We start from the raw sequence: 25,004 nt of genomic DNA, 5'->3' as shown, positions 1-25,004 counted from the left end.
GAAAGAGTGATTTCCTTTGTCTAAAAAAAGAAGAAAAGCCAATAAAATACGATCAGAACCCCAACCATCAGGATCAAGTGATCCTACGGTTGGTTTTTTTATGTCAGATGTTGCAAGAGAAGTATTAGTTCCAGGTTATACTCGACTGTCTGATAATCCAGAAGTAAAAACAGCTTGTCAAAAAATTGCTGATTTAGTATCAGGAATGACGATTCACTTAATGGAAAATTCAGATAGTGGAGATATTCGTATTAAAAATGAATTATCTAGAAAAATCGATATTGAACCTTATTCTTATATGACTAGAAAGAATTGGGTCTATAACATTGTGTATTCGATGTTACTTCCAGGAGATGGAAATGCGATTGTATTTCCAGAAATGAGAGATGGATTTATTCGTGAATTGAAACCGCTAAAGCCTTCCAAAGTAAGCTTTATAGAACTGGATGAAGGATATCAAATTAAATATGGAGCATCAACTTATAATCCAGATGAAGTTTTACATTTTGCAATCAATCCTGATCCAGAACAACCATGGAGAGGAACGGGTTATAGGATTCAACTACGAGATGTTACTCATAATTTACGTCAAGCAAATACGACTAAAAAATCATTCATGAGTGGTCAATATATGCCCAATGTCATTGTAAAGGTTGATGCAATGAATGAAAGTATTGCAAGTGAAGCTGGGAGACAGCAAATCAAGGACAAATATTTAGGTGAATCTCGACCAGGAGAGCCATGGATTATTCCTGCAGAGCTATTGGATGTACAACAAGTAAAACCATTATCGTTAAAAGATATTGCAATCAATGAATCTGTAGAAATCGATAAGAAAACTGTCGCAGCATTGCTAGATGTACCTGCGTTTATTTTAGGTGTAGGTACTTTTGATAAAGATGAGTATAACAATTTCGTTCGTACAAGAATTAAAGCTATTGCAGATGTTTTTCAACAAACACTGACTAAAGGGCTTCTTGAAAATCCAAATTGGTATTTCAAATGTAATTCTAAGAGTTTAATGGCTTACGATATTAAAGAATTAGCAGAAATTGGGATGAATTTATATATTCGAGGAATCTATACAGGAAATGATGTTTTGAATATGATAGGTGATTCTCCTAAAAAAGGATTAGATGATCTGATTATCTTAGAAAACTTTATTCCTCAAGGAATGATTGGAGAACAAAATAAATTAAAGGGTGGTGATTCTGAGTGAGTGTAAAAGAAGATCAAACACGTTCCATGGCCACTAATTTTTCTACCAGAGAAGAAACAACAGGAGAAAAAATTATTGAAGGTTATTTTGCTGTTTTTAATAAAGAAACAGAGCTTTGGTCAGGCGCTTTTGAAGAAATCTCACCAGAAGCTTTCAACGGCTCCTTGAGCAATGATATACGAGCGTTAACAAACCATGAAACTACTCTAGTTTTAGGTAGGAACAAGTCAGGGACATTGAAATTAAGCGTTGATTCTAGAGGTTTATGGGGACAAATTACCATAAACGAAAATGATTCAGATGCTTTAAATCTATATGAACGTGTAAAACGTGGTGACGTAGATCAATGTTCATTTGGTTTTAATATTTTGAATGAAGAAACTGATTGGAGAGAATATGGCACGGTGAAGTGGTTGTTAAAAGAAATTGATCTTCATGAAGTTTCTGTAGTAACATTCCCTGCTTATGAAGACACAGGAGTACAAGCTAGGCATAATCAACTAGAGCAATATCGCGAAAAACAGATGAAGCAGTGGCGTAAAAATTTATTAGATCAATTAAAAAATAGGGGGAAATAATCATGGCATTAAAACAAATCATGCTACAAAGAAAAATTACTAATAAAAAAGAAATGCTTAATTCATTAAGAGAAAAAGATGCTGAATTTCAAAAGCGAGAAAAAGAGTTAGAAACCGCCATTGAAGAAGCTAAAACAGACGAAGAACAACAAGTAGTGGAAGATGAGGTCAATAAATTTAATGAAGAAAAAGAACCTCATGATCAACAAATCCAAGAACTAGAAGAAGAAATCAATTCTTTGGAAGAAGAATTAACACAGTTGAATGAAAAGAAACCTTCAAATAAAGGAGAGGAAAGAGATATGGCAGTAAAACAAAATACCAGAGCAAAAACTAATACAGATTATCATGAACGTTCAGATGTGAAAGAATTTTATAATGAACTACGTGAAAGACTTCAAATGCGTGCAAATGGTCAAGTTTTGCCAGATGGACCAAGTGGCGCAGAATTAATCATTCCAGACGTCATTGTCAACCGTATTCGTGAGCGTATTGGTGATTTTACTACGCTATATCCATTAGTTGACAAAGTGATTGCTAAAGGTCGTGTGAAATTAATTTTAGATGTAGATACTAGTGAAGCAACTTGGTTAGAAATGCGAGGAGCATTACCAGAAAATGATGATTCTAAACTAACTGCAGTTGAGTTTGACGGTTTCAAAATTGGTCGAATTGTCTATATTGATAATTCTCTATTAGAGGATTCTGTTATTAATTTAGATGATTATTTAACGAAACGAATTGCACGATCTATTGCAAAAGGGTTGGATAAAGCCATTGTTACTGGTACAGGAAAGGATGATAAACAACCTGATGGAATCCTTCCTAAAATTCCTGGCAAAAATAAAGTAACAAAAAAACCAACTTATGAAGAACTAATTCCAGTGTTAGGATTGATTGATACTGGGGAAGATGCTACTGGTGAGATTGTAGCTGTTATGCATCGTCAAACTTACTATAATCGAATTGCTACGCTAACGCTTCATGTAAATTCTAATGGAGTAGATGTTGTTCAATTACCTAATTTAGCACAACCTAACTTCTTAGGATTAAAAGTAGTTTTCAATAACTACTTACCTCAAGATAAACTCTTATTTGGAGTGTTTGATAAATACACTTTGGTAGAACGTGAATCGGTTCGTGTAGATATGTCAGGTCATTATAAATTCAGAGAAGATCAAACAGCTGTTCGTGGTTTAGGGCGTTATGATGGAAAACCAGTAGTGCCTGAAGCGTTTGTAGAAGTAACATTAGATACAGTGGGGGAGTAACGATGCCAGAGTCAAGACTGGCAAAAAATAGTTACGAGTCTTTGACGATTCCTGATTTAAAAAATATTCTTGACGAAAAAAATATTAGTTATAAATCAAATGCGAGCAAAAAAGAGTTATTAACATTATTAGAGGAAACAGACTAGTTTCCTCTTTTCTTATTAGGAGACGACTATGAATACTCAAATTTTAGAGTTATTAAAAGTAAATTTAGGTATCATGACAGATAAGCGAAATGAGTATTTGTTATCAATTATTGACAGTGTGATTAGTGAATTAGAATCCGAACAAGGAATTATAATTGATAATAATGATGATCTTCATATCATGTTTATTGTTGATTTTTCAGCTTGGCGATATCGATCGAGAGGTGAAGGTGTTATGCCAAGAAATTTACAATTTAGATTGCATAATTTAGTACTTTCGATGAAGAAGGGATAAATATGGATAAGACATGGGATTTAGATATTTTTCTTCTTGAAAACGATGGATTTACTAGTGATGAAATAGGAAATCAGATAGCTAAATACAAAGAAAATCCAGTAATGGCTTACGAGGATAATGTAAGTAGAGGCGAATTTTATCAGGCTGGACAAAATGGTATAGAGAACCTTCATTTGTTTATTATTCATCCTTATGAGTATTCTGGAGAAAACTACCTTAAATTCGAAGGAAATAAATACAAAATTATTCGAACATATCAAAGAAATTATGAAGAGTTAGAAGTTATTTGCCGTTTGAATTTAGGTGATAGGAATGAGTAATTCAATCCACATTAGCGAATTATCAAAAGAAATTTCTAATGTAGTTAAGTCATATAGTAAAGAAGTTGAATTAGAAGCAGGGGAAGCAACAGAGCTTGTGGCGAAAGAAACTGTTCAGGAATTAAAGCGTAGTAGTCCAAAACGTTCTGGAAAATATGCACGTAATTGGACCAAAAGAAAGCAAGGTCCTACTGGACAAATTGTTTTTCAAAAAGATCCTACTTATCGATTAACACACTTGTTAGAAAATGGTCACGCTCTAAAACGAGGCGGACGAACCATAGGGAAAGTAAAAGGACAACCTCATATAGCTATCGCAGAAGAAAAGGCCGTTTCTTCGTTAGAAAAAGAGTTGATTAGGAGGTTGAAATGAGTATGTTGTTAACTGAATTGAAACAATTGCTGGATCAAATGAATTTACCTATTTCTTATCGTGAATGGAAACCAGGACAAGTACCAGAATTACCCTATTTACTTTACTATGAAAATTCAAGTGATAATTTTTATGCTGATAATGAGGTGTTTCTCAAAAAGACGGACGTTATCATTGAATTATATACAAATACCAAGAATATTCGTGAAGAAAATAAATTAGAGGAATTACTTAGTACAAACAAAATTCCTTTTGATACTTATGAAACTTATTTGTCATCCGAACAAATGTATTTAAAAGCTTACGAAATCAATATTTAAAATAGAGGTGAAAGAAATGGCACAAAAAGAAAGAGCAGTAAGTGCTGAAAAGAATCGTGTAGAGTTTGGATTGGAAAATGTTTATTATGCTAAAGCGACTTTAAATCCAGAAACGGGAGAAATTACTTATGGAACGCCGGTTCATTTTCCTGGTGCAGTTGAATTATCCATTGAACCTTCTGGAGATCTGATTAAGTTTAAAGCAGATAATGTTGATTATTATACTTCTCCAAACAATCAAGGATACGACGGAACCTATACCTGCGCTCGAATTCCCGAAGATTTTGCTGTAGATATTTTGGGAGAAAAAGTAGATGATACTGATAAAGTTCAAACAGAGTATGCGAATGCTGAGACTTCTCCTTTTGCTCTAATGTTCCAATTTGAAGGAGATAAAACAGCAACTCGACATGTGTTGTATTATTGTACAGCAAATCGTCCAACGGTAGGATCGACAACTAAGGATTCAGGAGATCCAAATACGTCAGAATTAACATTTAGTGCCGGACCACGGCCTTCTGATAAAGCTGTAAAAACTAAAACAAGACCAGATACTCCGTCTGGTGTTTATGACAAATGGTTTACAAAAGTTTATGAAAAAGGAGCAGTTGCTTAATTATGGAAAAAACAATTAAGATTGGTGCTACTGAAATTCGATTAGCTTCTAATGCTGCAACACCTTTGCGGTATAAGATGCAATTTGGAAGTGATTTTTTTGCAGACCTCTTAACTTTAGCGAAAGCTTTAGACAATCAAAATGAAGATGGTAGTTTTAACTTAAATGATATTTCATATGATGATTTGAAAAGGGTAGAATTAACTCTTTTATATAATTTTGTATGGACTTATGCTAAAGCGGCAGATTCAACTATTCCTGATCCAATCACTTGGTTAGAAAGTTTGGATTCTTTACCATTAGCAGACTTTGCTGGAGAATTACAAGAGTTGATTTCCCATAGTATACAAACTAAAAAAAAGTAAACGATGAAATGGCTTCTAGTGACGAAACACTTACTACGGAGTCATTTCTTTTTATTTGCAAACAAGTAGGTTTATCAAATGAAGAAATGCAGTTAATGGAAATAGGTGACTGCTTAGATTTCGTTCAAGAATGGATAGATAATCATCAAGAAAAAACATCTACAAAATCTAAAACTAGAAAAGCGACTCAAGCAGACTTTGATGCATTTTAGAAAGGAGGGGGATGGATGGCTAAAAAGAAAATTTCAGGAATTACAATTGCACTTGATGCAGATACTAAAGGCGTAACATCTGGATTGAAAGATATTGTTAATCAATCGACAAATGTATCGAAAGAATTGAAAGATGTAGAACGTTTGTTAAAACTAAATCCTAATAACGTTGAATTACTCTCACAGAAGCAAGAATTGCTTTCTCGACAAGTTGAATTAACTACCAATAAATTGGAAGCACTGAAAGACGCTCAAGCGGATGTAGAAAGGCAATTTAAATCAGGAGAAATTGGTGAGGAACAATATCGGAAGTTTAAGCGAGAAATTGAAGCCACTGAAGGTGCTCTAAATGGTTTTAAAGGGCAATTATCGAATATGAGAGTAGAACAAGAAAAACTTGCTCAAAATACACAGCGATTATCCACTTTTTTTGAAGCTACAGGAACAGATATCAATGATTTTTCAGACGTTTTAGGAACACGTCTAACGACAGCAATCAAAGAAGGAAAAGCCAATTCCTCTCAACTTGAAGATGCATTAAATAAAATTGGTAGAGCTGCATTGGGACAAACAGCAGACATCAACAAAATGAAACAAGCACTCGATTCAATTGATGATGGAAATTCTGTTCAAAAGGTTTCTTCTGATTTAAATAGTTTAAAAAGTGATGCTAATAAAGCAGATGATGCTTTAGATAAAATAGGTGACACTTTAGAAGAAATTGACGATAAAATCGACAAAGGCAATCTGTTGGATGCTGGTGAGTCTCTAAGTGAAATGTCTGATAAAGCCAAAGATATGGCTGGAAAAACTATTGAAGCTTTTACAGAAGTAGAAGATGCTCAAAAGAAATTAAACGCTTCTATGGGAGTCGCAGGAACAGAATCCTCAAAAAAATACGAACAAGCTTTAAAAGATATTTTTAGTAGTGGACTTTTCGACGACATGAATGATGCTGCAGATGCGGTAGCTTTAGTATCTAAAAACCTTGGCGATATGAGTAACCAAGATTTGAGTCAATTGGTTCAAGATGCGAAAGTTTTAGAAAATACTTTTGGAGTTGATTTAAAAGAAACTATTCGTGGAGTTGCAGCTATGCAACAAAATTACGGAATTACTGGTAAACAAGCATTGGATATGATCACAGTTGCTCTCCAAAGGAATGGCAGTACATGGGCAGATGAAGTTGGAGATAATATGGCTGAATACTCACAGTTATGGTCTCAAATGGGCTTTAGCGCCTCAGAAACTTTCCAAATTTTAGAGAATGGTACTCGTAATGGGGCATATAATTTAGACAAAGTGAATGATGTTGTTAAAGAAATAGGAATTTCTTTAACTGATGGACGTATAGAAGAAAATATTGATTCATTTTCTCAAAAATCTAAAGAGTTATTTGAATCATATAAGAGTGGTGAAGCTTCTCAAGCAGAAGTTATCCAGTCGCTCCTTACTGATTTAGGAGAGATGGAAAATAAAACCGAAGCGTTATCTTTAGCATCTACTGTTTGGAGCGCTTTAGGAGAGGATAACAGTTTAAAAGTATTAACTTCTCTAATGAGTGTTAAAGGTGGCTATGAGGATGTTCAAGGAGCAGCAGATAAATTAAATAATGATACCACTACAACTAGTCAAAAAATGCAAGGAGCATGGAATGAGCTGAAGTTAGCTTTAGCTCCATTAGGTGAAGAACTAGCAATAGCTTTAGTACCTCTGTTAGATTCATTAACAAAAATTTTAAAGATATTTCAAAATTTGCCAGGTCCAGTAAAAACCTTTATTGTAGCTTTTTTAGGAATAGGTACACTAATAGGCGTTATTACTGGGGTTGTAGTTGCTATGGGAGCTTTAGCAGGGATAGTTGGCGGTCCAGTTATTGTAGCATTAGGAATTTTTGTAGCTGCTGTAGCAGGAGCTATAACAGTAATAAAAAATTGGGGTTCCATTACTGATTGGTTTTCTGATAAATGGAACAAGCTAAAAGAATGGTGGTCAAAATTTTGGGCACAATTTTCTGGTCCTGCAGATGCAACATTTAAGATACTATCTAACTCTGTAAAAACACTTACTAGTTTTATGTTCGGATCTTTTGATGATAAATTAAACGCAATAAAAAAATTGTTTAAATTTTTAAAATTAAAAATTCCTAAAATTGAACTTCCACCAATGCCCCATTTTAGTTTGAAATGGAGTTCTAATAAAATATTTGGTAAAAAATTTTCTTATCCATCAGGGATTGACGTAAAATGGTTTGCTGATGGTGGGATTTTAACTAAACCGACAATTTTTGGCGCTTCTGGAAATAAATTGTTAGGTGGCGGTGAAGCTGGTAAAGAAGCTATTGCGCCTCTAGATAAGCTAATGGCTTATATTCAAAAAGCTGTAGATGTAGGTTTGTCTAAACAACAAGCAAAAGATGAAATCCATTTACATCTAACAGCTTATGGTAATTTACCAAAAGAAATATTAGATCAAATTGCTGAATATTTGATGTATAAGTTTGTTGATTTAAAAAATAAAAATGAATTTAGTGGGTGATAATCATGATTGATGGTTGGTTTAAACTCGGAAATCATTGGAGTAAAGAATTTAATGCATTTATTTGTGAGAGACCAGAAAAGAAAAAAGCTAAAAGGGTATTTAATTTAGAAGAAGTTTCTGGATTAAATAAGTTAGCAGTTAACGATGGTGGTTACTATACAAATGTTGAACAAACTTTAAATTGTTTTTATTTATCACCTACACTGGAACACATTCAATATTATGAAGATTTGATTACAGAAGCACTGGATACAAAAGGAGAATATGTAGATTTTGTACCTTATTGGGATCCGATATATATTTATCAAGCGATTGTAATAAATGAACCAAATTTCGAAGGAACTTTTCATACATTAAGAGGAGTTCCTTTTTCGTTTGATTTAAGTATTGCTCCTTTCAAAAAAAATGTTCTAGGAATGAACCCTGTTATCTTAGAAAAACAGGGTTCAATTTATAATCCAGAAAGATATCCATCTTATCCCAAAATTACAATATATGGATCAGGCAATGTGACAATTTCTATTAATGGAAGAGAGACAAAATGTTCCAATGTAACTTCAGATATTACAATCGATTCTGATCCAGATGTGATGGAAACTTATCGTGAGGTAGATGGTGTTTTAGTAAATGAACATAAGAAGTTGTTAAGTAACCAAGTTTATCCTTATTTAGATTCTGGTGAGAATCGGATTATTTGGAATAGTAATGTAAAAAAGATTGTTATTGAACCGAGGTGGCAAACTAAGATATGAAACCAGTATTATATAGTCCTACAGACACAGATTTTACCGCTGGAGGTATTGGCATATTATCTGATTGTAGAAAATGTCTAGTGACAGAGGAAGCAAATGGCAGTTATACTGTCGAATTAAGTTTTTCAATCAATGCTAAATTTTCAAGTCAATTAGAAGATCATAATTATCAGATCAAATGTAAACCTAACGCAACGGATGATTTTCATATTTTTTATATTTACAATCATTATAAAGATATGGCTACAGGATTATTATATGTTTACGGAAAATCTAGAACTATGAAACTTGGAAATCGTGCGGTGAAGAAATTAGAATTTGAGCGAGCTACTTGTCAAGAAGCAATGAAGTGTTTAGAAAAATCAATGGATCAATCTAGTGATATTCGTTTGTTTAGTGATATTACTCGTGTAGGATCAACAAGTATCGAAGTATCCAATCCTTTAAAATGTATTAAGGGAATAGAGGGTTCTTTAAACCAAATATTTGGTGGCGAGATGAAACATGAGCCATTCAAATTATCTTTATTAAACCGAAGAGGTAGAGATCATGTGACAACTTTTAGATACAGAAAAAATTTAACTGGTTTGAAAGTTGAAACTAATTTTGATGGGTTACTAACTCGAATTTTTCCTTATGCAGATGTACAAAATAATGAAGGGGAAACAGAACGGATATTTGGAAATCCAGTAGATTCACTTAATATCAATAAGTATGATGGCGAGATTTATTCAGAATATGTTCAATTTACAGAAGATCAAGGTGTTACAGATCAAAAAAGTTTAAATGAAGTATCAAAGAAATATTTTAGTTCCATGAATCCTAATTGTGATCAACCAAATATATCTATTGAATTGAACATTCGAAAAATGGAAGATACAGCTTTAGCAAAACGATTTAAAAAATTTCGTGAAGTTGGATTATTTGATACATTTGATATTTTTCATGAACGTTTTAAGATTAATATTACTGCTCAAATAACTAAAGTAATTTATGATTCTTTAAACGAGCGAGTTGAATCTTTAGAAGCCGGCGATACACAATATACCTTCTTTGAGAAACAGAAACAAGAAATATCAAATACGTTAAAAGGGTATACAGGTAAAAAATATGCAAGTGATTTTATTGATATAGTCACCAATATTATTTCTGGTAATGATGGTGGTCATGTTATATGGTGGCCTAAGAATCGACCGACTGATTTATTCTTTTGTGATCATCCTAAATTAGAAGAAGCAAAACTTGTTTTACGAATAAATAAAAGCGGAATAGGCTTCTCATCAAAAGGGTGGCAAGGACCATTTGATACCGCATGGACTTTAGATGGTAAGTTTAATGCTAATTTTATTCAAACAGGCTTAATAAAGGCAGATATCTTTCAAAACTCTTTTAATAAAACTGGAGATGTATTGAAATTAGTTAATGGACTACTTCAAATTTGGAATAACAAAAAGAAAATAATGGAGTTAACTAAAAAAGGAATGGAGTTTTGGAATTCTAATAGTTCAATTGGAACGATTGGTACAACTGATTCTGCTGGTAATCCTTTTCCTGGAGCTTCTACTCCCACACCTATTGAAGATAATTCTTTAGTTATTCGTACAAATGGAGACGGCAAATATATTTTGATTTCTCCTAAAGTCGGTAAAGGATTAGTTTTATTAGGAAATGGTAAAGCAATTTATTTTGGAGACTTAGATGTACAAGGAAAACTTACAGTTAAAGGAAAAGAAATAATTCCTGGACAAGGTGGTGGTCCATCAGGAGGTGGAGAATCTACTGGTGGGTATCCTAGTGAATTAAAAACAGATGCAGAAAAGAGAGCTTGGAGAATTTACGATATTTTGTGTAATAACGGATTTACGAAACAATCTGCATGTGGAATATTGGGGAACATTCAACAAGAAACAGGAGGAACTTTTGATCCTGATACTGTACAGATTGGTGGACCTGCTTACGGAATTGTCCAGTGGGATGGTTCTTCATATCCTCTTGTTGGTCCAGCAACATGGGATGGAAAAGTTTATGTTCAAAACTTATTTAATGCTGCAGGTATTAAAGAACCAATAACGAGCTTAGATGCACAAGTTCGATTGCTTATTTGGACATTTACAAACGGGCAATGGATGGGTGTGGTACAACCTACTACGTTTGATGGATTTAAGGCTTGTACTGATACAAGACAAGCAGCATACGCTTTTGAACGGAACTATGAACGTCCGGCAGCGACACATCCTGAACGTCAAGATTATGCTGTGAACTGGTATAACAAGTTTAAAGATTTAAAACCAGGAGGAGCTACTGGAGAAGCTGGACTGAAACATTTAGAGTCTTTGATTGGACAACGAATTGGTAATGGTCAGTGTTATGCCTTGTCTGCAGAATATTCAGGATATCTGGGTGGTTGTGGCATGGGTGCTGGAACAAAATATGGTTTAACTCATGTGATAGGAAATACTTCTGCAGCATCTGATATTGGTATTGCCTATGATTGGTCTGCTGTTGGTTGGAAAGTGATTCAAAACCCTAGATACGATCAATTAGTAGTTGGTGCAATTATTAATTGGGCAAGAGGTGGACAAGTGGGTTCATGGTTTGCAGATGGAACTTATGGACATACTGGCGTTATCCGAGGCTTAGCTAATGGTCGTATGCAAACTTATGAACAAAATACAGAGTTAGGTATGATTTGTGGAAAGTTAGATCGCCAGTATTATAGTGCAAGTGCAATTTCTTCCATTGTCATACCACCAAAATAGGGAGGTGATTTAATGGCAAAGTGGAATGTCATATTAAGTACAACAGAACCCTATAATTACGTGGGGATGATTCAAGTTCGACAAGGCAATAAAAACACTGAAGTTATGGAAGCGACTATGGTTGAAAATGGTCTTCCCTACGATTTATCAGAATGTAAGGTATATTTTGAATCAGTTGTAGGTGGGAAATATCCAGTCCAATTAGAAACAAAAATTGTGGATGCTAAAAAAGGGAAAATTAACTATATTTTTGATAAATATTCCATGCAGTGTTTACATCGACAAACAGCCAATTTCATTATATTTAAAGGAGAAGACTTGATTGGAACAACTCAAGACTTCTCTTATTTTGTCATCAATGCTGTTTCAAAAACAGAAGGAGAAATGGGTTCTTATTGGCAATCAATCGAAGATTTAATCGCGGATATGACGGACTTTATTAATGAAAATCAAGGCGATTTTACGGACTGGATGAATGAAAGGAAAGAAGAATTTGATCGTTGGAGACAAGAACAGGAACACAGTTTCCAAGATTGGAGAGAAGGACAAGAATCAGACTATTTGGCATGGTTTGAATCAATCAAGGATATTTTAAAAACAATTGATCCTGGAGGAACGATGCTTGCGGAATTGATGGATGCGAGAGTGGATATTCAAGGAAAACGACACAATTCAATTTCAGAACGTTTGCTTGCAGATATGGATTATTTATTCGAAAAATTGAGAGAAAGTTTATTTACTATCGAATACGGTGAAATTGAAATGGTGGATGTTTTACAAGATGATTTATTTTCTAAGAATCATGAGGTAGAAAAAGTAGAAACTATTGAAAGTGATATATCCGAAGGAGCATTAGTTATAGCCACCATTGATGATGAAAAACAAAATGTATTCACTCTTGAGAAAGTTGGGGTGATTTGATGGTTAAAGTAAAGAGAATGATGGAAACTGATGAATCTGGTGTTAAACGTCAATTTATGCCAATTACACATGTTTCTGCAGTTTTAGGCATAGAAAAAATGATATCAGGACAATCAAAAGTTCTTTCGGTTAATGGTAAATATGGTGCAGTCATTTTAACGAAAGCTGATTTAGGATTAGAGAATGCAATTACTGAACTACCTTATGCAAGCGAGACAAGCGATGGTATTCTTACTGCTGAAATGTTTCAAAAGATTGTAAATGGAGAAGGTGGAACATATATTTTGCCGATTGCTACCCCTGAACAATTAGGAGGTATAAAAGTTGGGGAACTCTTAGAAGTTACTGAAGAAGGAGTTTTATCTGCAACTAAGCAAACAGACTTCAATTTCTCTGAAGAATTAAAGGGAAAATTAGAATCTCTAAAAATATTAAAAGCAGGTGCAAATATATCAATTGCAGAAGATGGGACGATTAGTTCTACAGGCGGGAGTGAATCTGGTGGGGTTAATCAATTATATGTGGATCAAAAATTTCAAGAAGCAGTTGACCAAGCTAAAAGCTACACCAATGAAAGAATTCCAAATTTTACTTTTGAAAAAATTGGGGAGGTATAGAGAATGACAGATATCGTAAAGGTAAAACAAAGCGGTGTACAGGTTTTTCCACAAACTCATTGGAATGCTGTAGAAGGCAAACCCGAAACTATTAAAGGGGATAAAGGAGATCCTGGGCAAGCTGCAACTATTACTGTAGGTACAGTTACTAGTGGATCTACTGCTTCTGTTACAAATGTAGGAACCTCATCTGTGGCTAGATTCAATTTTGTATTACCAAAAGGAGATAAGGGAGATCCTGGAGTTAATGCAACAACGACATCTGTAGCTACGACAACTGCTAATGGGTTGATGTCCAAAGAAGACAAAGCAAAATTAGATGGAGTAGCAAAAATTATATTTGAGAAAGTAGGCGAAGTTTAATGTCTGATATTGTGCAATTAAAAGAAAATGGTGTTCCTAAATATTTAAAAACTCATTTTAGAGCAATTGATGGAGCTGAAGTATTAGTACAAACATCTGGTAATCAGTCAGTTGATGGTTTTAAAAACTTTTTACAAACGCCAACAGTGAATGATACACCAGTAGCTTTAGATCGTTTTGTTTCAAAAACAGTAAAAACAACGAATACAACAGATTTTACCAATGAAAGTTTAGTCAGATTTGAACGATGGGGGCGTCTTATAGTAGCCAATTTTGAGATTACAAATAAATCATCAAATTTTGCTGGATGGAAAAATTTAATGGCTTTTCCGAAAGGATATACTCCGATTTCGCTAACAGGTTGGGGTGGAACTTTGGCGAATAAAACCAATCGAAATCCTGCATTATCTGTTTATGCGAATGCTTCGGGAATTTCTGTGATGGTTTCTACTACAAATTTACCAGAAAATCAAACTTGCTCTGGAACCATCGTCTATTTTACAAATGATGCGTGGCCAAATTAATAGGGGGAATAACTAATGAAAACAATGTATGAATATATGTATCCAGTAGGTTGCAAGGTATGGGAAAACATGCCAGATGATTTTCCAGAAGGAGTGCCGTATACCTTGGTACCACCATTACCAGATATTCCGTTAGATCGTCAGTTTTGGAATCCGAGTGAACGGAAATGGGAAGAAGTTGTCACACAAGATTTCTCTAAAAAACTAGAGTTGTTGGAAGAAATCCATCGTAAGACCGAACAACAGCTTGAACAAGTTCAAGAGGAAAATCAAGCGTTTAAAGAAAATAATCAATCATTAAATGAACAAGTTACGAATTTACAAGTAGCAATGACCGAAATTTATGAATCTTCATTAGGGAGTGAGTAACATGGAAAACATCTATGCGGACTTAATCAGAAAAGGAAAGAAAACGATTGATGATGTGCCAAAAACACTAAAAAAGAAAGTTCAAGCTATTCTAGCTCAAGATGCGACTGAGTAGAATAGCTTTTATTATTTGGGAAGGAGGTGTAGTAAATGACGTTTAAAAAAATTGGTCGAATAAAAGTCAATACAAAAGTAAAGGGAAGACATGGCCAAGATACAGGCTTTGTTTTTTATAGTTATGACAAAGGTTCTGTAGTATTAGAATTTTTGTTCCGTGATCAAGATTATCAAATTGTCGATCTCACCAATACTACATTTAAAATTTTACTAACCATCAATCAAGATGGCCAAGAAAAGAAATTTACTGCAATCGATAGTCAACCGATTATTGAATACCCTGAAAGTGGGATTGTGACTTATCCTCTGCCTGACCAGTTATTAAATTATGAAGGCGAAGTAAAAGGATACGTGTATCTTGATTTCGAAGATGGCTCTCACAGTGATGAGCTAGCCTTCACTTTTACAGTTATCCGTTCAAAAATTGAAAGTGAAATTGAAGAAGCAAGTGAGGTATACATCAAAGACTTCGAACAAATCAAAAAAGAAATTTTTGATTTAGCAGAAAGTGAAAAAGAAGCCATTGAAACACTAAGACCAGAATTAGAGGCTAGCGTTGGTCAAGTGACCGAACAAGTCCAATCACTTAGTCAAAAAGTAGAAGTTAATCAAAGAGAAACCAATCGATTGCTTCAGTTGATTGCTGATAATGGAGTACTTACTGTGAATGATTTGGTTATTGGTTTGGCACAAGGCTATTTTGAATTTACAAGAGAACTTAATTTTAATGGAAAAATCGTAGGGAGCATGGTAGAAAATCAAAATATTGCGACTGAAGTCGTATTTATAGGAGAAAAATATTTTTCCATGCCTACTCCTTATACGAGATATGATGAAATGCGGGACTATCCAGATGCTGTGAAAGCAAATGGTTATGAAGCATTACGAGGAAATAAGGTATGGAGTGCGACATGTTCAGGATATGATAATAATCCTCAATATCCTTTTTTGCGGATTCAATGGAACATTGTTGAAGAAGTCAGACATTGGTTAGGAGACGATTATTTTCTTGGATTGAAAGCAGAAACCCTGACACAGCAAGTGCACTTGTAGAAAAATGTCTTTATTCTATTACACCTAGTACGTACGGTTATGCCACTCATGAATCGAGAGCAGAAGGCTCAAGTAGCCGAAAAGGCGGACTAGGAAGTTTGTGGTATGACAATCACACTGAGCAATGGATGGAATATGGGCATAATAGTGAAAAAAATAAATATCAAACAATGACGAATACTATTCTGAAAGCAAATGGATGTCAGTTTCTAGATAATCAAGGACGTGTCAATATTTCTATGATGGGTGAAAAAGGGGCGTATACTTCTTTGTATTACGGAAAAACTATATTGCAATTTACTTATCGAATTTACTTGACAGATATTCTCTATTACAAACGAGATCCAACGATTGATCAAATGCAGACACAAATTCAACAATTATGGAATGAAGTATTTAAAAATTAGGAGGAAATTTTATGAACGAAAACATGAAAGTTGTCTATAAAGTAGTAGGACAAGGTTATGAAATCTGGTTAGCGCCTAAAGATTCAACGACTTCACGACCATTCACAGAAGTCGAACCGCCAAAAGGCCCAGATGTGATGATTGCAGGGTTTGATTGGGAAAACAACCAGTGGATGTGGGTTCGAGGGGTACCATATGATACGTATGTTCGTTCGAATCAAATTATGGCAAATACGATGAAGGAATTGACAAAATTAAGAGGAATCGTAGAAAAGATTCAAGACGTTGTTTTTCCGAAAGAAGATGTCGTAATTACAGAAGGAGGCGTGCCAAATGTATCCAAGTAAAGAAGACATCAAATTTTTCTATGATTTAGGTGTGTATACTAAAGCAGACGTTATGAGTTATGTGGCACAAGGAAGTATTACGGAAGAAGAAGCAGATAAAATTATTAATAAAGAAAGTTAAAACATGCTCCGTGGAGTGTGCTTTTTTTGTTGAAAAGTTGGTGAACTATGAGTATTGATGCGATTATTTCTGCTTTAAGTATTGCAGGAACATTGGTTGGTACGTTTGCAGGCATTGTTTTTTCAAATAAACTGACCATTTATCGAATTGAACAATTGGAGAAAAAAGTTGAAAAGCATAACCATATTGTTGAACGTACTTTTCTATTAGAAGGACGGATGAATGAAGCAGAACATGATATTCAGGAAATGAAAGGAGGCGAGAAGTAATGATTTTACCCGATAAATATTATCAAATTATTAAATGGACAGTACTTACGGTATTGCCCACTTTATCTGTATTAGTAGCCACGTTAGGAAAAGCGTATGGATGGAATGACACTGATATGACAGTATTAACTATCAATGCAGTAGCAACATTTTTAGGAGTAATTACAGGGGTATCAGCTTACAATTTAAAAGATAAGGAGTAAACGAATGAAAAAGAAAATTTTAGCAGGAGCTCTCGTAGCTCTTTTTTTGTTGCCTATAAATGTTTTTGCCGCCAAAGGCGATCAGGGTGTGGATTGGGCGATTTATCAAGGAGATCAAGGGCGTTTTGGTTATGCTCATGATAAATTTGCTATTGCTCAAATTGGCGGGTATAACGCTAATGGCATTTACGAGCAGCGCACATACAAAACACAAGTAGCAAGTGCTATTGCGCAAGGAAAACGAGCGCATACCTATATCTGGTATGACACCTATGGAAATATGGATATCGCTAAACAGACAATGGATTATTTCTTACCCAAGATTCAAACACCTAAAGACTCGATTGTAGCTTTAGATTTTGAACACGGCGCTAGTTCTGATAGAAATGCAAATACAGAAACAATTTTGTACGGTATGCGACGTATTAGACAAGCTGGGTATACACCAATGTATTATAGCTATAAACCTTTCACATTAAAATATGTTGATTATAAGAGAATTATTAAAGAATTTCCTAACTCTTTATGGATTGCCGGGTATCCTAGCTATAATGTAACTCCAGAACCGTTGTATAACTATTTTCCAAGTATGGATGGGGTTGCTATTTGGCAGTTTACATCTACTTATATTGCAGGGGGATTGGATGGAAATGTCGATTTAACAGGGATCACTGATAATGGCTATACTAACTCAGATAAGCCACAAACAGAAACGCCAGCAATCAATGCAGGAGAAGAAACAAGTGAAACGCCAAAATTAGAGATCAAAGTTGGTGATACAGTTAAGGTGGATTTCTCAGCTAATCAATGGGCGACTGGTGAGGCTATTCCACAATGGGTGAAAGGTGAAAGCTACAAGGTTCAACAAATTGATGGCAATAAAATTTTACTTGCGAATATTTTATCTTGGATCGACAAATCTAATGTAGAACTTTTACCAGATTCTACGACAGTTGCAGAACAACCATTAGTTGCTCAAACCCATGTTGTTCAATACGGCGAAACTTTATCTTCAATCGCTACAAGATATAGCACCACATATCAAGCTTTAGCATCACTAAATGGATTGAGCAATCCTAACATGATTTATGCTGGACAAGTGTTGAAAGTAAGTGGTGCAGTAAGTACAGCTAGAACATATACAGTTCAATATGGCGATAATTTATCATCAATCGCATCTAGGTTAGGTATAACGTATCAAGTGCTGGCACAGCGCAATGGATTATCCAATCCTGATTTGATTTATCCGGGTCAGACACTTTCATATTAAAAAAGCTCCTCTTTGAGGAGCAGTACATAAAAATTTTTATATAAATAATATCCTAGTCTATATATTTTTAATTTATAAAAAAAACCAGAACGTCTAAATATATATAATGATTCAAATTTAGTTTGAAACTGTGGTATGCTACTTTTAGCAACTATTCATATTTGGAAAAAGGATTGAGCTTATGAACGAAAAGGGAAAATCTATTGATGGCTTAATGAGACATATGAGAAATAACCATAATATAAAAATTAATGGTAGTAGAGATAAACAAAACTTATTGAATATGGGATACTATCATGGTTATAAGGCTTCGATGTATATAAAAGAGAGAAAAAATATGCAGCAATTCGAAGAATTTGACGAAGTAAAAGCTGTTTACGATTTTGATTTAGAAATGAAAACAATTTTTTATCCAATGTTAATTAAGATAGAAACATCATTAAAAAATAGGTTAATAGATTTTTTAGTTAAAGGAGAACAATGTGACATTGAATATATCTACAAAAATAAGCTTAGAGACTATGCATCAAAAGAAGTAGGATCTAGAGATTACAAAAAATATTTAGCTAAAAACCTTAAATTAAGAGAAAAAATAGATGAAACGATTGCTTATAACTATGGTAATGGTCATCCAGCAGTGCAACACTTTTTTCATTGCAATAAACCACTGCCTTTGTGGGCATATTTTGAGATAATAACTTTTGGAGAATTCGGTAATTTTATTGGATGCTTAAATAAAGAATTAAGAATTAATTTTGCTGAAAGTATAAATTTACATCATAGTGGTTTTAATCAAAATGGAAGAGTCATAGAAAACATAGTATTTTGTTTAACGGGACTTAGAAATGCTACTATGCATAATTCGGTAATTTTTGATTGTAGATTCAATAATTCTAATACTTCAAATCAACTTAAGGGATATTTGGAAAAGGTAACAGGGATAAAAAATATTACATTTGATACCTTGATGGATTTTATGATTTTATTGGTTATGTTATTGAAAAAAATTAATGTAACTAAAACTGAGTTGAATAGATATGTAAGACACTTTGACGATATTAGAGAAACACTCTTTTTAAGTGTTCCGTTTAGTACGTATACGGCTATAATAGGAACAGATGCAAAAAATAAAATAGTAGCTCTTAAAAATTTTATCAGAAAATAAGTGAAATTTGTTTACATTTTATATTCTATATGGGATAATTTTATTATCAAATAGCGGTACATTACTTCGGTTTGTACCTAAAACACTCCATGCGTGGGGTGTTTTTTATTATGATTATGTTGGTAGTTTGGGAAAATCTAACCTATACCCCTAGCTCAGTTAGTCAGAGCAGACGGCTCATAACCGTCCGGTCGTAGGTTCGAGTCCTACAGGGTACATAAAATATACTTTAAATATGTCTATTTAATAGAAATAAAAATTATTAATCTGACTTGTATTAGTCAAATGAATTTGTTTTAATTATTTTGTTAATATATTTTTTAAGAGGTATTAAGTAATGGGATGGTACGATGAACCAACTAGTATTGAAAGCTTAGAGAATGTAGATAGTATATTTGCTATTGATGAGAATGGAACTCCTACTTTAAAAAATGCTTTTCAATTTAATAATGACAATCGGTTATTTACAATTACTGGTATTCACATTAATATGGAAGATTATAAAGTAATTTGTGATGAGATTATGAAGTTAAAAAATAATTTTTGGGATAGTGGTTTGTTTAAAGGAGAAAGAGTAGTATTGCATTCTAAAGATATTCGAAAAAAACAAGGACCGTTTAATCCTAAAAATATTGATTACAATAAATTTAAACAAGACTTGGATGAGATGTTGAATAATCTTCCAATTCAAATTTATTCATCGACTATAGATAAAAAGAAACATTGTGAGAAATATTATATTCCTAGACCAGTATATGAGTTGGGAGTAGAATTTATTATTGAAAGATTTTGTTTTGATATGAGAAGAGAAAGAAAAAAAGGTATAGTTATACTAGAATCTAGAGGAACAAAAGAGGATGATTTTGTACTTCAAAAAATGAAAGAGTTGTTACAAGTTGGCAATGATTTTAATAACGTGGAAAATTTTTCTTGTATAAAGGGAGTATACTTCAATCCAAAACGTACTAAAAATAAAAAACAATCATACTGGATTTTAGAAATTTCTGATTTAATTTCTTATAGGATACACAAATTTATAAAAACAGGAAAAGAAGATGATGAATTTAACTGTATTAAGGAAAAAATTTTTGGATATCCTAATTATGAAGGGAAAGGTTTGAAAATTTTTCCTAAGAATTTACAGGAAGTGATTATTCATGATTGATGACAAAGAATTAGCAAAACAAAATAAATGTCAACAATTAGAAATATGGTCCATATCTAAAGAAATTTTGGCTCTGGATTGGATTGATAACGAAGATAAATTAAAAAAACGTTACCTTAATCAAGGTGAAATATATAGTTGTGAGTTAGGAGAAAATATAGGGCACGAACAAGCTAAAGAAAGACCAGTTTTAATTTTATCTGCTAATCGATACAATAAAAATGGACTAATTACAGTAGCTCCTTTAACAAGTACTATCAAATTAAACCCTATTTTAGAGAGAAGTCCAATGATGAAGACTCATTATGTACTTAGAAAAGAAAAATACCCATATTTAGTTAATGACTCGACAGTTCTAGTAGAAAATGTAAGAACAGTTAGTAGTGTTAGACTGAGTAAGTATATTGGCAGAATAGAGGACACTGACATCTCAGCTATTAAAATTAGACTAAAAACATTGTTTGATTTATAATTATATTGACAATATAATACGTACAGTTTAAAATTAACTTACATTGCCTATCTAGTCATAGGCCTATACACACAATGTTGGTTCGGGGATATCCCAAACGTTTAATTGTGGATTAAAAAAGGAGAAGCTACTTTTAGCTTCTCCTTTTTTAATCTTTTTATAAATTATAAAATTTTTGAATTAACAAACACAAATTGTATACAATTATAATTCTATGATTTTCTAGTTATGTTAAAGAAAAATAAAAGGGAACAAAATAGTTTTTATGTATAGCGATAGGTCCAAAAAAGTTATTTCATTTGCTGTTGTTTATTTTATTGTTTATATATAAAACAACTTACAAATAAAAGCTTTTCTTCAGCCACCTTCGGGTGGTATTTTTTATTTTTATCTGTACGTCAAAAAAGTAATAAAACAATAATTTCAATCGTGGTAAAATGACAGTGTCATCATTTTACACAATCTATAAAAAATGAATTTTTTCTGAACCCCCCCAAGATGATGACATCCGTTCAAGGCTACTCGAAAGAGTAGCTTTTTTAGATTATTTGCAAATAACTTGGTTGTGAAAATTCATAGATTATTGTATAAAAAGTTGTAAAAAATAAAATTCAATAATGCTATAATAAAATGTCGGCTCGTCGCTTCCACAGAGATTTTTGTGGAAGGAGGTGTATAATTTGTTTGAATTCACTTTAGAGCACGTGCTCTTGCCATTGTTAATTGGTTTAACGTTGGCATTATTTAGTCATTGGCTAGATAAACATTAGAGCCGACATGGCGCTTACTGTTTCGCAGCGGTAAGCGTCTTTTTTTGAAAAAGAAAAAACACAACGTATTCGCAGGTACGTTGTGTTTATGGTGTATATTTGTTTAAATTCACTTTCAACTATCATTATACTTGATAAATAAAATGTGTCAAACGTAATGAAAAATGACCATACTTTGACCATACTTTTTAGAAAAATATAGAAAATATTAGTAACTGAAAAACTTTATAAAAGTTGATATTAAAGCAATCAGAATTAACTAGAATTAGTCAAAAAATGGAAAAATAAAAACTGTTAAATAATTTTATTTAATGATTCGAGTACCGCAATCCTGTTCACTTAGGATTGCGGTACTTTTTTTGGCTCTTTGTCAAATGATAATGCTATAGAGAAATCTTATAATAACTGGAACAGAAAGAAGAAAAGCTTCTTTCTGTTCTTTCTAATATCATATTCGGTGATTTCTGTATTATCGAAATATTTAAACGTGTTATGTTTGGTATTTTTGTATTGAATATATTTTTTCTCCAATAAATTTAGTTTGACTAGGATAAATAGAATTATTTAATTTTTTTATTTTAAAGTAAAAAATGTTATTTTTTAGAGAAAATAATGTATAAATAATATATAAATAAAGATTTAAAGTTACAAAACATAACATCTTCTATTAAAAAACATAAATTATTTAACAAATTAAATAAAAATGTGTTTTAATGTAGTTAACATAGAAAGCGCTTCCTATGAAAAAAGGTTAAAATAACAGAATATAATATTGGAGGTAAGTTATATGAATATAAAAAAAATAGCGGTGTTATCTTCGGCAACTCTTATGTTAGTTGCAACTTCTGTCTCCCCAGTGCTAGGATTGAGTAGTACTGTATTTGCAGCTGAAATTGGAACAAAAGTTGATAAGATTAATGATTTACCAGAATCCAAGTTGTTTACTGATGCGGTTGCAAATAAAAATCCGAAATTTAGTGTAAATGTTTCTTATGATGGTGATACTAAAATCAGTCAGTTGTTAGATGAAAATTTAAATGCTGTAGCTACTGAAATTTCAAACCCAACCACTTCGGAAATTTTAGCCGTGAAAAGAACAGATAAAGAAGTAATTGTTGAAAAAACAATAAAAGGGTATGATGGCAACTATGTTGTAAACACAGAGCATTTTGCGTATGCTACAATTGATGAGAGTACAAATCCTATCAATATTAGTCCAAGATATTATTATACGCCTTGGAGATATACTAATATTGCGGTAGGAACAAATCTTTTTTCATTCCTTACTGATCTTTCAGTGGGAGCAGTAGTTGCATTTACAGCAAATGTTTTTGGTATTACTGCAAAAGCAGCTGATTTGTTACTAGGATATATGGGGGCAAAAGGATTAAGTACTGGAGAGGCTATTGCAGCAGCACTAGATACAAATGGGAACGGTTGGATTGGATTATACGTTCGGGAAATGTGGAATGATTCGCAGACTGTTTTTATTGGAACAGAATATAAAACAATGTAAGTAAGGTGTAATGATGAAAAAGTTCGATTCCAGATATATAATAGGTGTATTTCTTGTATTGTTTATTTTAATAGGAAGTGTAGAATTCATTTTGAAAGGGCATCACTCATTTACTCTCAATGAAATTTATTTTAGAGTACCTATTGTTGTTGTCGGTATGGTTGAGATGCTACCAAATGCTAAAGCTTGGGGAACGTTTCGTGTGCTTTTCCTCGTTTTTTTGAGTGATTATTTATTAAAAAAAATATTCGATCATTTTGGGTTAGAAGAAATAACACTTACATTCATACCCTATCTAATTATCTTAGGAATCCTTTTGGCTATTTTCTTTGCCAGATTAACGATAAAAAAAAGACTTTTTCAAACACATAAAAAAGGAAAATAAATGAACAGAAGAGACTGTGACAGAAGTGTCTAGCTCTGAGAAATAAGCCGGAGAATCCAAAAATAGCATCCCCTATTTTTGGTGTTCTTCGGCTTATTTTCTGATAGAATTTGGAATACCGCGAAAATGAAGTTGTGAAAGCATCGGGTAGCTCCAATGACAATAAGAAAGAATTTTTTGAAACAGCTTCCCATGTTTTGAGATTTTTTGACTTATCGCCTAAGGGCAGCTCTTTGAATACCGTTTACCCGTTTTTAAAGTGATTCCCCAGACTCTTTTTCTCATACTTCTGAATAATTACCAATGTGATAAAAAGCGTAAAATGAATAAAAAAGACTCATGGTTATTTTTGTGATACTCTAATAGAAGATGGATTATTTTAGGCAGGTGAAAAAATGAAAACAAAAAAACTACGTGTTTTCTTAATCATTATTGGACTCCTTTTGATTCTATTTATTGGTTATCGTTTATATTTGGAGTATCAGACGGATATCCAAATGTTTTTGGATCCCAAGACCAGTCGACAAGCATTACTGGATCAGATTCGATCACATGGCTTTCGGACAGCGCTCTTTTTGATATTACTGATCAGCGTGATGTGTGCTGTTCCAGGTATCCCTACTTCTGTCATCGGTGTATTGGTAGGTTTAAGCTATGGTCCGTTGCTAGGAACTTTAATCAATGTCTCTGGTAATGCTTTTGGGAATATGTTATCGATTTTTTTAATGCAACATTTAAAGCTGTTTGATCATTCAAAAAAATCCAATCGCTGGGTAACTGCGATCCGCAATATGAAACATCCCAAAATTGGCGTAATGGTGGGGTACATGGTTCCTGTGATCCCTTCTTCCGTTATCAACTTTGCAGCGATGACGTTAAATCTACAAATTCGTGACATCATTTTATCAATCGTGATTGGCGTGATTCCTTCCTCAATTCTTTATGCTTGTGGAGGCGAAGCGTTATTTCATGGCTATAGTAAGACGGCTTTGTTGTTAGTAGCTAGTGTCCTTATTTTGACACTTCTAGTGGTAATTATTTACAAGGATCGTAGAAAACGACATGTAAAATAATTGATATTATCAATGATTAAAAGAAATATCCCTTTGATTTCGTTCTATACTTTTAAGATTCATTTTTATTTTAATTTCACGATAACTTATGTTTCATAAAGTAGTAA

General features: G+C 33.2%; 33 protein-coding genes and 1 tRNA gene. All 34 read left to right on the top strand.

Translation table 11 applies throughout. The annotated features are described in order from the left end of the window. Nucleotides 1-16: 16 nt before the first annotated feature. Entirely contained in the window at nt 17-1,219 is a 1,203-nt protein-coding gene (locus AB5M32_RS12215) for a phage portal protein (protein WP_081186462.1), read from the top strand. Further along, nucleotides 1,216-1,797 carry an HK97 family phage prohead protease gene (locus AB5M32_RS12210; protein WP_368024486.1) on the top strand — a complete coding sequence of 194 codons (582 nt, stop codon included), beginning with the start codon at nt 1,216-1,218 and terminating at the stop codon, nt 1,795-1,797. The genes AB5M32_RS12215 and AB5M32_RS12210 overlap by 4 nt, the downstream gene beginning before the upstream one ends. A 2-nt stretch (nt 1,798-1,799) precedes the next feature. Continuing rightward, on the top strand, nt 1,800-3,068 hold the full coding sequence (locus tag AB5M32_RS12205) for a phage major capsid protein (protein ID WP_081186460.1): 1,269 nt from the start codon (nt 1,800-1,802) through the stop codon (nt 3,066-3,068). Between the two features lie 2 nt (nt 3,069-3,070). Continuing rightward, on the top strand, nt 3,071-3,214 hold the full coding sequence (locus AB5M32_RS12200) for a HeH/LEM domain-containing protein (RefSeq protein ID WP_080291191.1): 144 nt from the start codon (nt 3,071-3,073) through the stop codon (nt 3,212-3,214). Between the two features lie 28 nt (nt 3,215-3,242). After that, nucleotides 3,243-3,509, top strand: coding sequence for a hypothetical protein (locus tag AB5M32_RS12195; protein WP_081186459.1), 267 nt, complete (start codon nt 3,243-3,245; stop codon nt 3,507-3,509). Nucleotides 3,510-3,511: 2 nt separating this feature from the next. Continuing rightward, entirely contained in the window at nt 3,512-3,832 is a 321-nt protein-coding gene (locus AB5M32_RS12190) for a phage head closure protein (protein WP_010720114.1), read from the top strand. Beyond that, complete coding sequence (locus AB5M32_RS12185) at nt 3,825-4,205, top strand: HK97 gp10 family phage protein (RefSeq protein WP_010720113.1); 381 nt, start codon at nt 3,825-3,827, stop codon at nt 4,203-4,205. Before AB5M32_RS12190 ends, AB5M32_RS12185 begins: the two co-directional genes overlap by 8 nt. Continuing rightward, a complete protein-coding gene (locus AB5M32_RS12180; RefSeq protein ID WP_002341985.1) occupies nt 4,202-4,525 on the top strand; it encodes a hypothetical protein in 324 nt (107 codons plus the stop codon). Before AB5M32_RS12185 ends, AB5M32_RS12180 begins: the two co-directional genes overlap by 4 nt. A 16-nt stretch (nt 4,526-4,541) precedes the next feature. Further along, a complete protein-coding gene (locus AB5M32_RS12175) occupies nt 4,542-5,141 on the top strand; it encodes a major tail protein (protein WP_010720112.1) in 600 nt (199 codons plus the stop codon). A 2-nt stretch (nt 5,142-5,143) separates the two neighbouring features. After that, nucleotides 5,144-5,506, top strand: coding sequence for a hypothetical protein (locus tag AB5M32_RS12170; RefSeq protein WP_010720111.1), 363 nt, complete (start codon nt 5,144-5,146; stop codon nt 5,504-5,506). An 8-nt stretch (nt 5,507-5,514) separates the two neighbouring features. Beyond that, a complete protein-coding gene (locus tag AB5M32_RS12165) occupies nt 5,515-5,718 on the top strand; it encodes a hypothetical protein (protein ID WP_081186458.1) in 204 nt (67 codons plus the stop codon). Between the two features lie 15 nt (nt 5,719-5,733). Beyond that, a complete protein-coding gene (locus tag AB5M32_RS12160) occupies nt 5,734-8,256 on the top strand; it encodes a phage tail tape measure protein (RefSeq protein WP_368024485.1) in 2,523 nt (840 codons plus the stop codon). Nucleotides 8,257-8,261: 5 nt separating this feature from the next. Then, complete coding sequence (locus tag AB5M32_RS12155) at nt 8,262-9,011, top strand: phage tail protein (RefSeq protein ID WP_220381012.1); 750 nt, start codon at nt 8,262-8,264, stop codon at nt 9,009-9,011. Beyond that, the gene (locus AB5M32_RS12150; RefSeq protein ID WP_181914800.1) at nt 9,008-11,770 is read left to right on the top strand and encodes a phage tail spike protein; all 2,763 of its coding nucleotides are present in this window, start codon (nt 9,008-9,010) and stop codon (nt 11,768-11,770) included. The genes AB5M32_RS12155 and AB5M32_RS12150 overlap by 4 nt, the downstream gene beginning before the upstream one ends. Nucleotides 11,771-11,782: 12 nt before the next feature. Further along, on the top strand, nt 11,783-12,691 hold the full coding sequence (locus tag AB5M32_RS12145; RefSeq protein ID WP_368024484.1) for a phage baseplate upper protein: 909 nt from the start codon (nt 11,783-11,785) through the stop codon (nt 12,689-12,691). Further along, on the top strand, nt 12,691-13,308 hold the full coding sequence (locus AB5M32_RS12140) for a hypothetical protein (RefSeq protein ID WP_081115333.1): 618 nt from the start codon (nt 12,691-12,693) through the stop codon (nt 13,306-13,308). The genes AB5M32_RS12145 and AB5M32_RS12140 overlap by 1 nt, the downstream gene beginning before the upstream one ends. Nucleotides 13,309-13,311: 3 nt before the next feature. Continuing rightward, nucleotides 13,312-13,671 carry a hypothetical protein gene (locus AB5M32_RS12135; protein WP_081115334.1) on the top strand — a complete coding sequence of 120 codons (360 nt, stop codon included), beginning with the start codon at nt 13,312-13,314 and terminating at the stop codon, nt 13,669-13,671. After that, nucleotides 13,671-14,195: a hypothetical protein gene (locus AB5M32_RS12130; RefSeq protein ID WP_161440310.1), complete on the top strand. Its 525-nt coding sequence runs from the start codon at nt 13,671-13,673 to the stop codon at nt 14,193-14,195. The genes AB5M32_RS12135 and AB5M32_RS12130 overlap by 1 nt, the downstream gene beginning before the upstream one ends. A 15-nt stretch (nt 14,196-14,210) precedes the next feature. Continuing rightward, nucleotides 14,211-14,564: a hypothetical protein gene (locus AB5M32_RS12125; protein ID WP_081115526.1), complete on the top strand. Its 354-nt coding sequence runs from the start codon at nt 14,211-14,213 to the stop codon at nt 14,562-14,564. A gap of 1 nt (nt 14,565) precedes the next feature. Further along, nucleotides 14,566-14,679 (top strand): CD1375 family protein, encoded by a 114-nt coding sequence (locus AB5M32_RS12120; RefSeq protein ID WP_252710568.1) that lies wholly within the window; start codon nt 14,566-14,568, stop codon nt 14,677-14,679. Between the two features lie 35 nt (nt 14,680-14,714). Continuing rightward, a complete protein-coding gene (locus AB5M32_RS12115) occupies nt 14,715-15,734 on the top strand; it encodes a BppU family phage baseplate upper protein (RefSeq protein ID WP_368024483.1) in 1,020 nt (339 codons plus the stop codon). Continuing rightward, a complete protein-coding gene (locus tag AB5M32_RS12110) occupies nt 15,668-16,141 on the top strand; it encodes a hypothetical protein (protein ID WP_368024482.1) in 474 nt (157 codons plus the stop codon). The genes AB5M32_RS12115 and AB5M32_RS12110 overlap by 67 nt, the downstream gene beginning before the upstream one ends. 11 nt (nt 16,142-16,152) lie before the next feature. Then, nucleotides 16,153-16,488: a hypothetical protein gene (locus AB5M32_RS12105; RefSeq protein WP_081115524.1), complete on the top strand. Its 336-nt coding sequence runs from the start codon at nt 16,153-16,155 to the stop codon at nt 16,486-16,488. After that, nucleotides 16,475-16,609, top strand: a complete 135-nt coding sequence (locus tag AB5M32_RS12100) for an XkdX family protein (RefSeq protein WP_081115523.1) — start codon at nt 16,475-16,477, stop codon at nt 16,607-16,609. Before AB5M32_RS12105 ends, AB5M32_RS12100 begins: the two co-directional genes overlap by 14 nt. A gap of 47 nt (nt 16,610-16,656) precedes the next feature. Beyond that, nucleotides 16,657-16,878 carry a hypothetical protein gene (locus AB5M32_RS12095; protein ID WP_010718827.1) on the top strand — a complete coding sequence of 74 codons (222 nt, stop codon included), beginning with the start codon at nt 16,657-16,659 and terminating at the stop codon, nt 16,876-16,878. Further along, the gene (locus tag AB5M32_RS12090) at nt 16,878-17,081 is read left to right on the top strand and encodes a phage holin (RefSeq protein ID WP_081126476.1); all 204 of its coding nucleotides are present in this window, start codon (nt 16,878-16,880) and stop codon (nt 17,079-17,081) included. The genes AB5M32_RS12095 and AB5M32_RS12090 overlap by 1 nt, the downstream gene beginning before the upstream one ends. A gap of 4 nt (nt 17,082-17,085) precedes the next feature. After that, nucleotides 17,086-18,351: a LysM peptidoglycan-binding domain-containing protein gene (locus AB5M32_RS12085; protein ID WP_081115336.1), complete on the top strand. Its 1,266-nt coding sequence runs from the start codon at nt 17,086-17,088 to the stop codon at nt 18,349-18,351. Between the two features lie 181 nt (nt 18,352-18,532). Beyond that, complete coding sequence (locus AB5M32_RS12080) at nt 18,533-19,516, top strand: Abi family protein (RefSeq protein ID WP_081115337.1); 984 nt, start codon at nt 18,533-18,535, stop codon at nt 19,514-19,516. Between the two features lie 152 nt (nt 19,517-19,668). Continuing rightward, nucleotides 19,669-19,731, top strand: a tRNA-Met gene (locus AB5M32_RS12075). Nucleotides 19,732-19,853: 122 nt separating this feature from the next. After that, nucleotides 19,854-20,681 carry a DUF3800 domain-containing protein gene (locus AB5M32_RS12070; protein WP_081115338.1) on the top strand — a complete coding sequence of 276 codons (828 nt, stop codon included), beginning with the start codon at nt 19,854-19,856 and terminating at the stop codon, nt 20,679-20,681. Further along, a complete protein-coding gene (locus tag AB5M32_RS12065) occupies nt 20,674-21,153 on the top strand; it encodes a type II toxin-antitoxin system PemK/MazF family toxin (protein ID WP_081115339.1) in 480 nt (159 codons plus the stop codon). Before AB5M32_RS12070 ends, AB5M32_RS12065 begins: the two co-directional genes overlap by 8 nt. A 1,557-nt stretch (nt 21,154-22,710) precedes the next feature. Continuing rightward, complete coding sequence (locus AB5M32_RS12060) at nt 22,711-23,439, top strand: hypothetical protein (RefSeq protein ID WP_161652239.1); 729 nt, start codon at nt 22,711-22,713, stop codon at nt 23,437-23,439. A 13-nt stretch (nt 23,440-23,452) separates the two neighbouring features. After that, the gene (locus tag AB5M32_RS12055; RefSeq protein WP_242697192.1) at nt 23,453-23,824 is read left to right on the top strand and encodes a hypothetical protein; all 372 of its coding nucleotides are present in this window, start codon (nt 23,453-23,455) and stop codon (nt 23,822-23,824) included. 395 nt (nt 23,825-24,219) lie between these two features. Beyond that, on the top strand, nt 24,220-24,897 hold the full coding sequence (locus AB5M32_RS12050) for a TVP38/TMEM64 family protein (RefSeq protein WP_010720092.1): 678 nt from the start codon (nt 24,220-24,222) through the stop codon (nt 24,895-24,897). Nucleotides 24,898-25,004: the final 107 nt, after the last annotated feature.

Source organism: Enterococcus sp. C57 (assembly GCF_040887305.1).
GTDB classification, from domain to species: domain Bacteria; phylum Bacillota; class Bacilli; order Lactobacillales; family Enterococcaceae; genus Enterococcus_B; species Enterococcus_B hirae.
This window is presented reverse-complemented; position numbering and strand designations above follow the sequence as displayed.

What these genes read in the sequence shown, in the direction of transcription:
- AB5M32_RS12180 (WP_002341985.1), top strand. Translation starts at nt 4,202, where the DNA reads ATGAGTATGTTGTTAACTGAATTGAAACAATTGCTGGATCAAATGAAT.
- AB5M32_RS12205 (WP_081186460.1), top strand. Translation starts at nt 1,800, where the DNA reads ATGGCATTAAAACAAATCATGCTACAAAGAAAAATTACTAATAAAAAA.
- AB5M32_RS12165 (WP_081186458.1), top strand. Translation starts at nt 5,515, where the DNA reads ATGGCTTCTAGTGACGAAACACTTACTACGGAGTCATTTCTTTTTATT.
- AB5M32_RS12070 (WP_081115338.1), top strand. Translation starts at nt 19,854, where the DNA reads ATGGGATGGTACGATGAACCAACTAGTATTGAAAGCTTAGAGAATGTA.
- AB5M32_RS12185 (WP_010720113.1), top strand. Translation starts at nt 3,825, where the DNA reads ATGAGTAATTCAATCCACATTAGCGAATTATCAAAAGAAATTTCTAAT.
- AB5M32_RS12140 (WP_081115333.1), top strand. Translation starts at nt 12,691, where the DNA reads ATGGTTAAAGTAAAGAGAATGATGGAAACTGATGAATCTGGTGTTAAA.
- AB5M32_RS12080 (WP_081115337.1), top strand. Translation starts at nt 18,533, where the DNA reads ATGAACGAAAAGGGAAAATCTATTGATGGCTTAATGAGACATATGAGA.
- AB5M32_RS12150 (WP_181914800.1), top strand. Translation starts at nt 9,008, where the DNA reads ATGAAACCAGTATTATATAGTCCTACAGACACAGATTTTACCGCTGGA.
- AB5M32_RS12050 (WP_010720092.1), top strand. Translation starts at nt 24,220, where the DNA reads ATGAAAACAAAAAAACTACGTGTTTTCTTAATCATTATTGGACTCCTT.
- AB5M32_RS12060 (WP_161652239.1), top strand. Translation starts at nt 22,711, where the DNA reads ATGAATATAAAAAAAATAGCGGTGTTATCTTCGGCAACTCTTATGTTA.
- AB5M32_RS12135 (WP_081115334.1), top strand. Translation starts at nt 13,312, where the DNA reads ATGACAGATATCGTAAAGGTAAAACAAAGCGGTGTACAGGTTTTTCCA.
- AB5M32_RS12100 (WP_081115523.1), top strand. Translation starts at nt 16,475, where the DNA reads ATGTATCCAAGTAAAGAAGACATCAAATTTTTCTATGATTTAGGTGTG.
- AB5M32_RS12195 (WP_081186459.1), top strand. Translation starts at nt 3,243, where the DNA reads ATGAATACTCAAATTTTAGAGTTATTAAAAGTAAATTTAGGTATCATG.
- AB5M32_RS12130 (WP_161440310.1), top strand. Translation starts at nt 13,671, where the DNA reads ATGTCTGATATTGTGCAATTAAAAGAAAATGGTGTTCCTAAATATTTA.
- AB5M32_RS12170 (WP_010720111.1), top strand. Translation starts at nt 5,144, where the DNA reads ATGGAAAAAACAATTAAGATTGGTGCTACTGAAATTCGATTAGCTTCT.
- AB5M32_RS12115 (WP_368024483.1), top strand. Translation starts at nt 14,715, where the DNA reads ATGACGTTTAAAAAAATTGGTCGAATAAAAGTCAATACAAAAGTAAAG.
- AB5M32_RS12200 (WP_080291191.1), top strand. Translation starts at nt 3,071, where the DNA reads ATGCCAGAGTCAAGACTGGCAAAAAATAGTTACGAGTCTTTGACGATT.
- AB5M32_RS12055 (WP_242697192.1), top strand. Translation starts at nt 23,453, where the DNA reads ATGAAAAAGTTCGATTCCAGATATATAATAGGTGTATTTCTTGTATTG.
- AB5M32_RS12160 (WP_368024485.1), top strand. Translation starts at nt 5,734, where the DNA reads ATGGCTAAAAAGAAAATTTCAGGAATTACAATTGCACTTGATGCAGAT.
- AB5M32_RS12125 (WP_081115526.1), top strand. Translation starts at nt 14,211, where the DNA reads ATGAAAACAATGTATGAATATATGTATCCAGTAGGTTGCAAGGTATGG.
- AB5M32_RS12190 (WP_010720114.1), top strand. Translation starts at nt 3,512, where the DNA reads ATGGATAAGACATGGGATTTAGATATTTTTCTTCTTGAAAACGATGGA.
- AB5M32_RS12145 (WP_368024484.1), top strand. Translation starts at nt 11,783, where the DNA reads ATGGCAAAGTGGAATGTCATATTAAGTACAACAGAACCCTATAATTAC.
- AB5M32_RS12065 (WP_081115339.1), top strand. Translation starts at nt 20,674, where the DNA reads ATGATTGATGACAAAGAATTAGCAAAACAAAATAAATGTCAACAATTA.
- AB5M32_RS12155 (WP_220381012.1), top strand. Translation starts at nt 8,262, where the DNA reads ATGATTGATGGTTGGTTTAAACTCGGAAATCATTGGAGTAAAGAATTT.
- AB5M32_RS12105 (WP_081115524.1), top strand. Translation starts at nt 16,153, where the DNA reads ATGAACGAAAACATGAAAGTTGTCTATAAAGTAGTAGGACAAGGTTAT.
- AB5M32_RS12095 (WP_010718827.1), top strand. Translation starts at nt 16,657, where the DNA reads ATGAGTATTGATGCGATTATTTCTGCTTTAAGTATTGCAGGAACATTG.
- AB5M32_RS12085 (WP_081115336.1), top strand. Translation starts at nt 17,086, where the DNA reads ATGAAAAAGAAAATTTTAGCAGGAGCTCTCGTAGCTCTTTTTTTGTTG.
- AB5M32_RS12120 (WP_252710568.1), top strand. Translation starts at nt 14,566, where the DNA reads ATGGAAAACATCTATGCGGACTTAATCAGAAAAGGAAAGAAAACGATT.
- AB5M32_RS12175 (WP_010720112.1), top strand. Translation starts at nt 4,542, where the DNA reads ATGGCACAAAAAGAAAGAGCAGTAAGTGCTGAAAAGAATCGTGTAGAG.
- AB5M32_RS12090 (WP_081126476.1), top strand. Translation starts at nt 16,878, where the DNA reads ATGATTTTACCCGATAAATATTATCAAATTATTAAATGGACAGTACTT.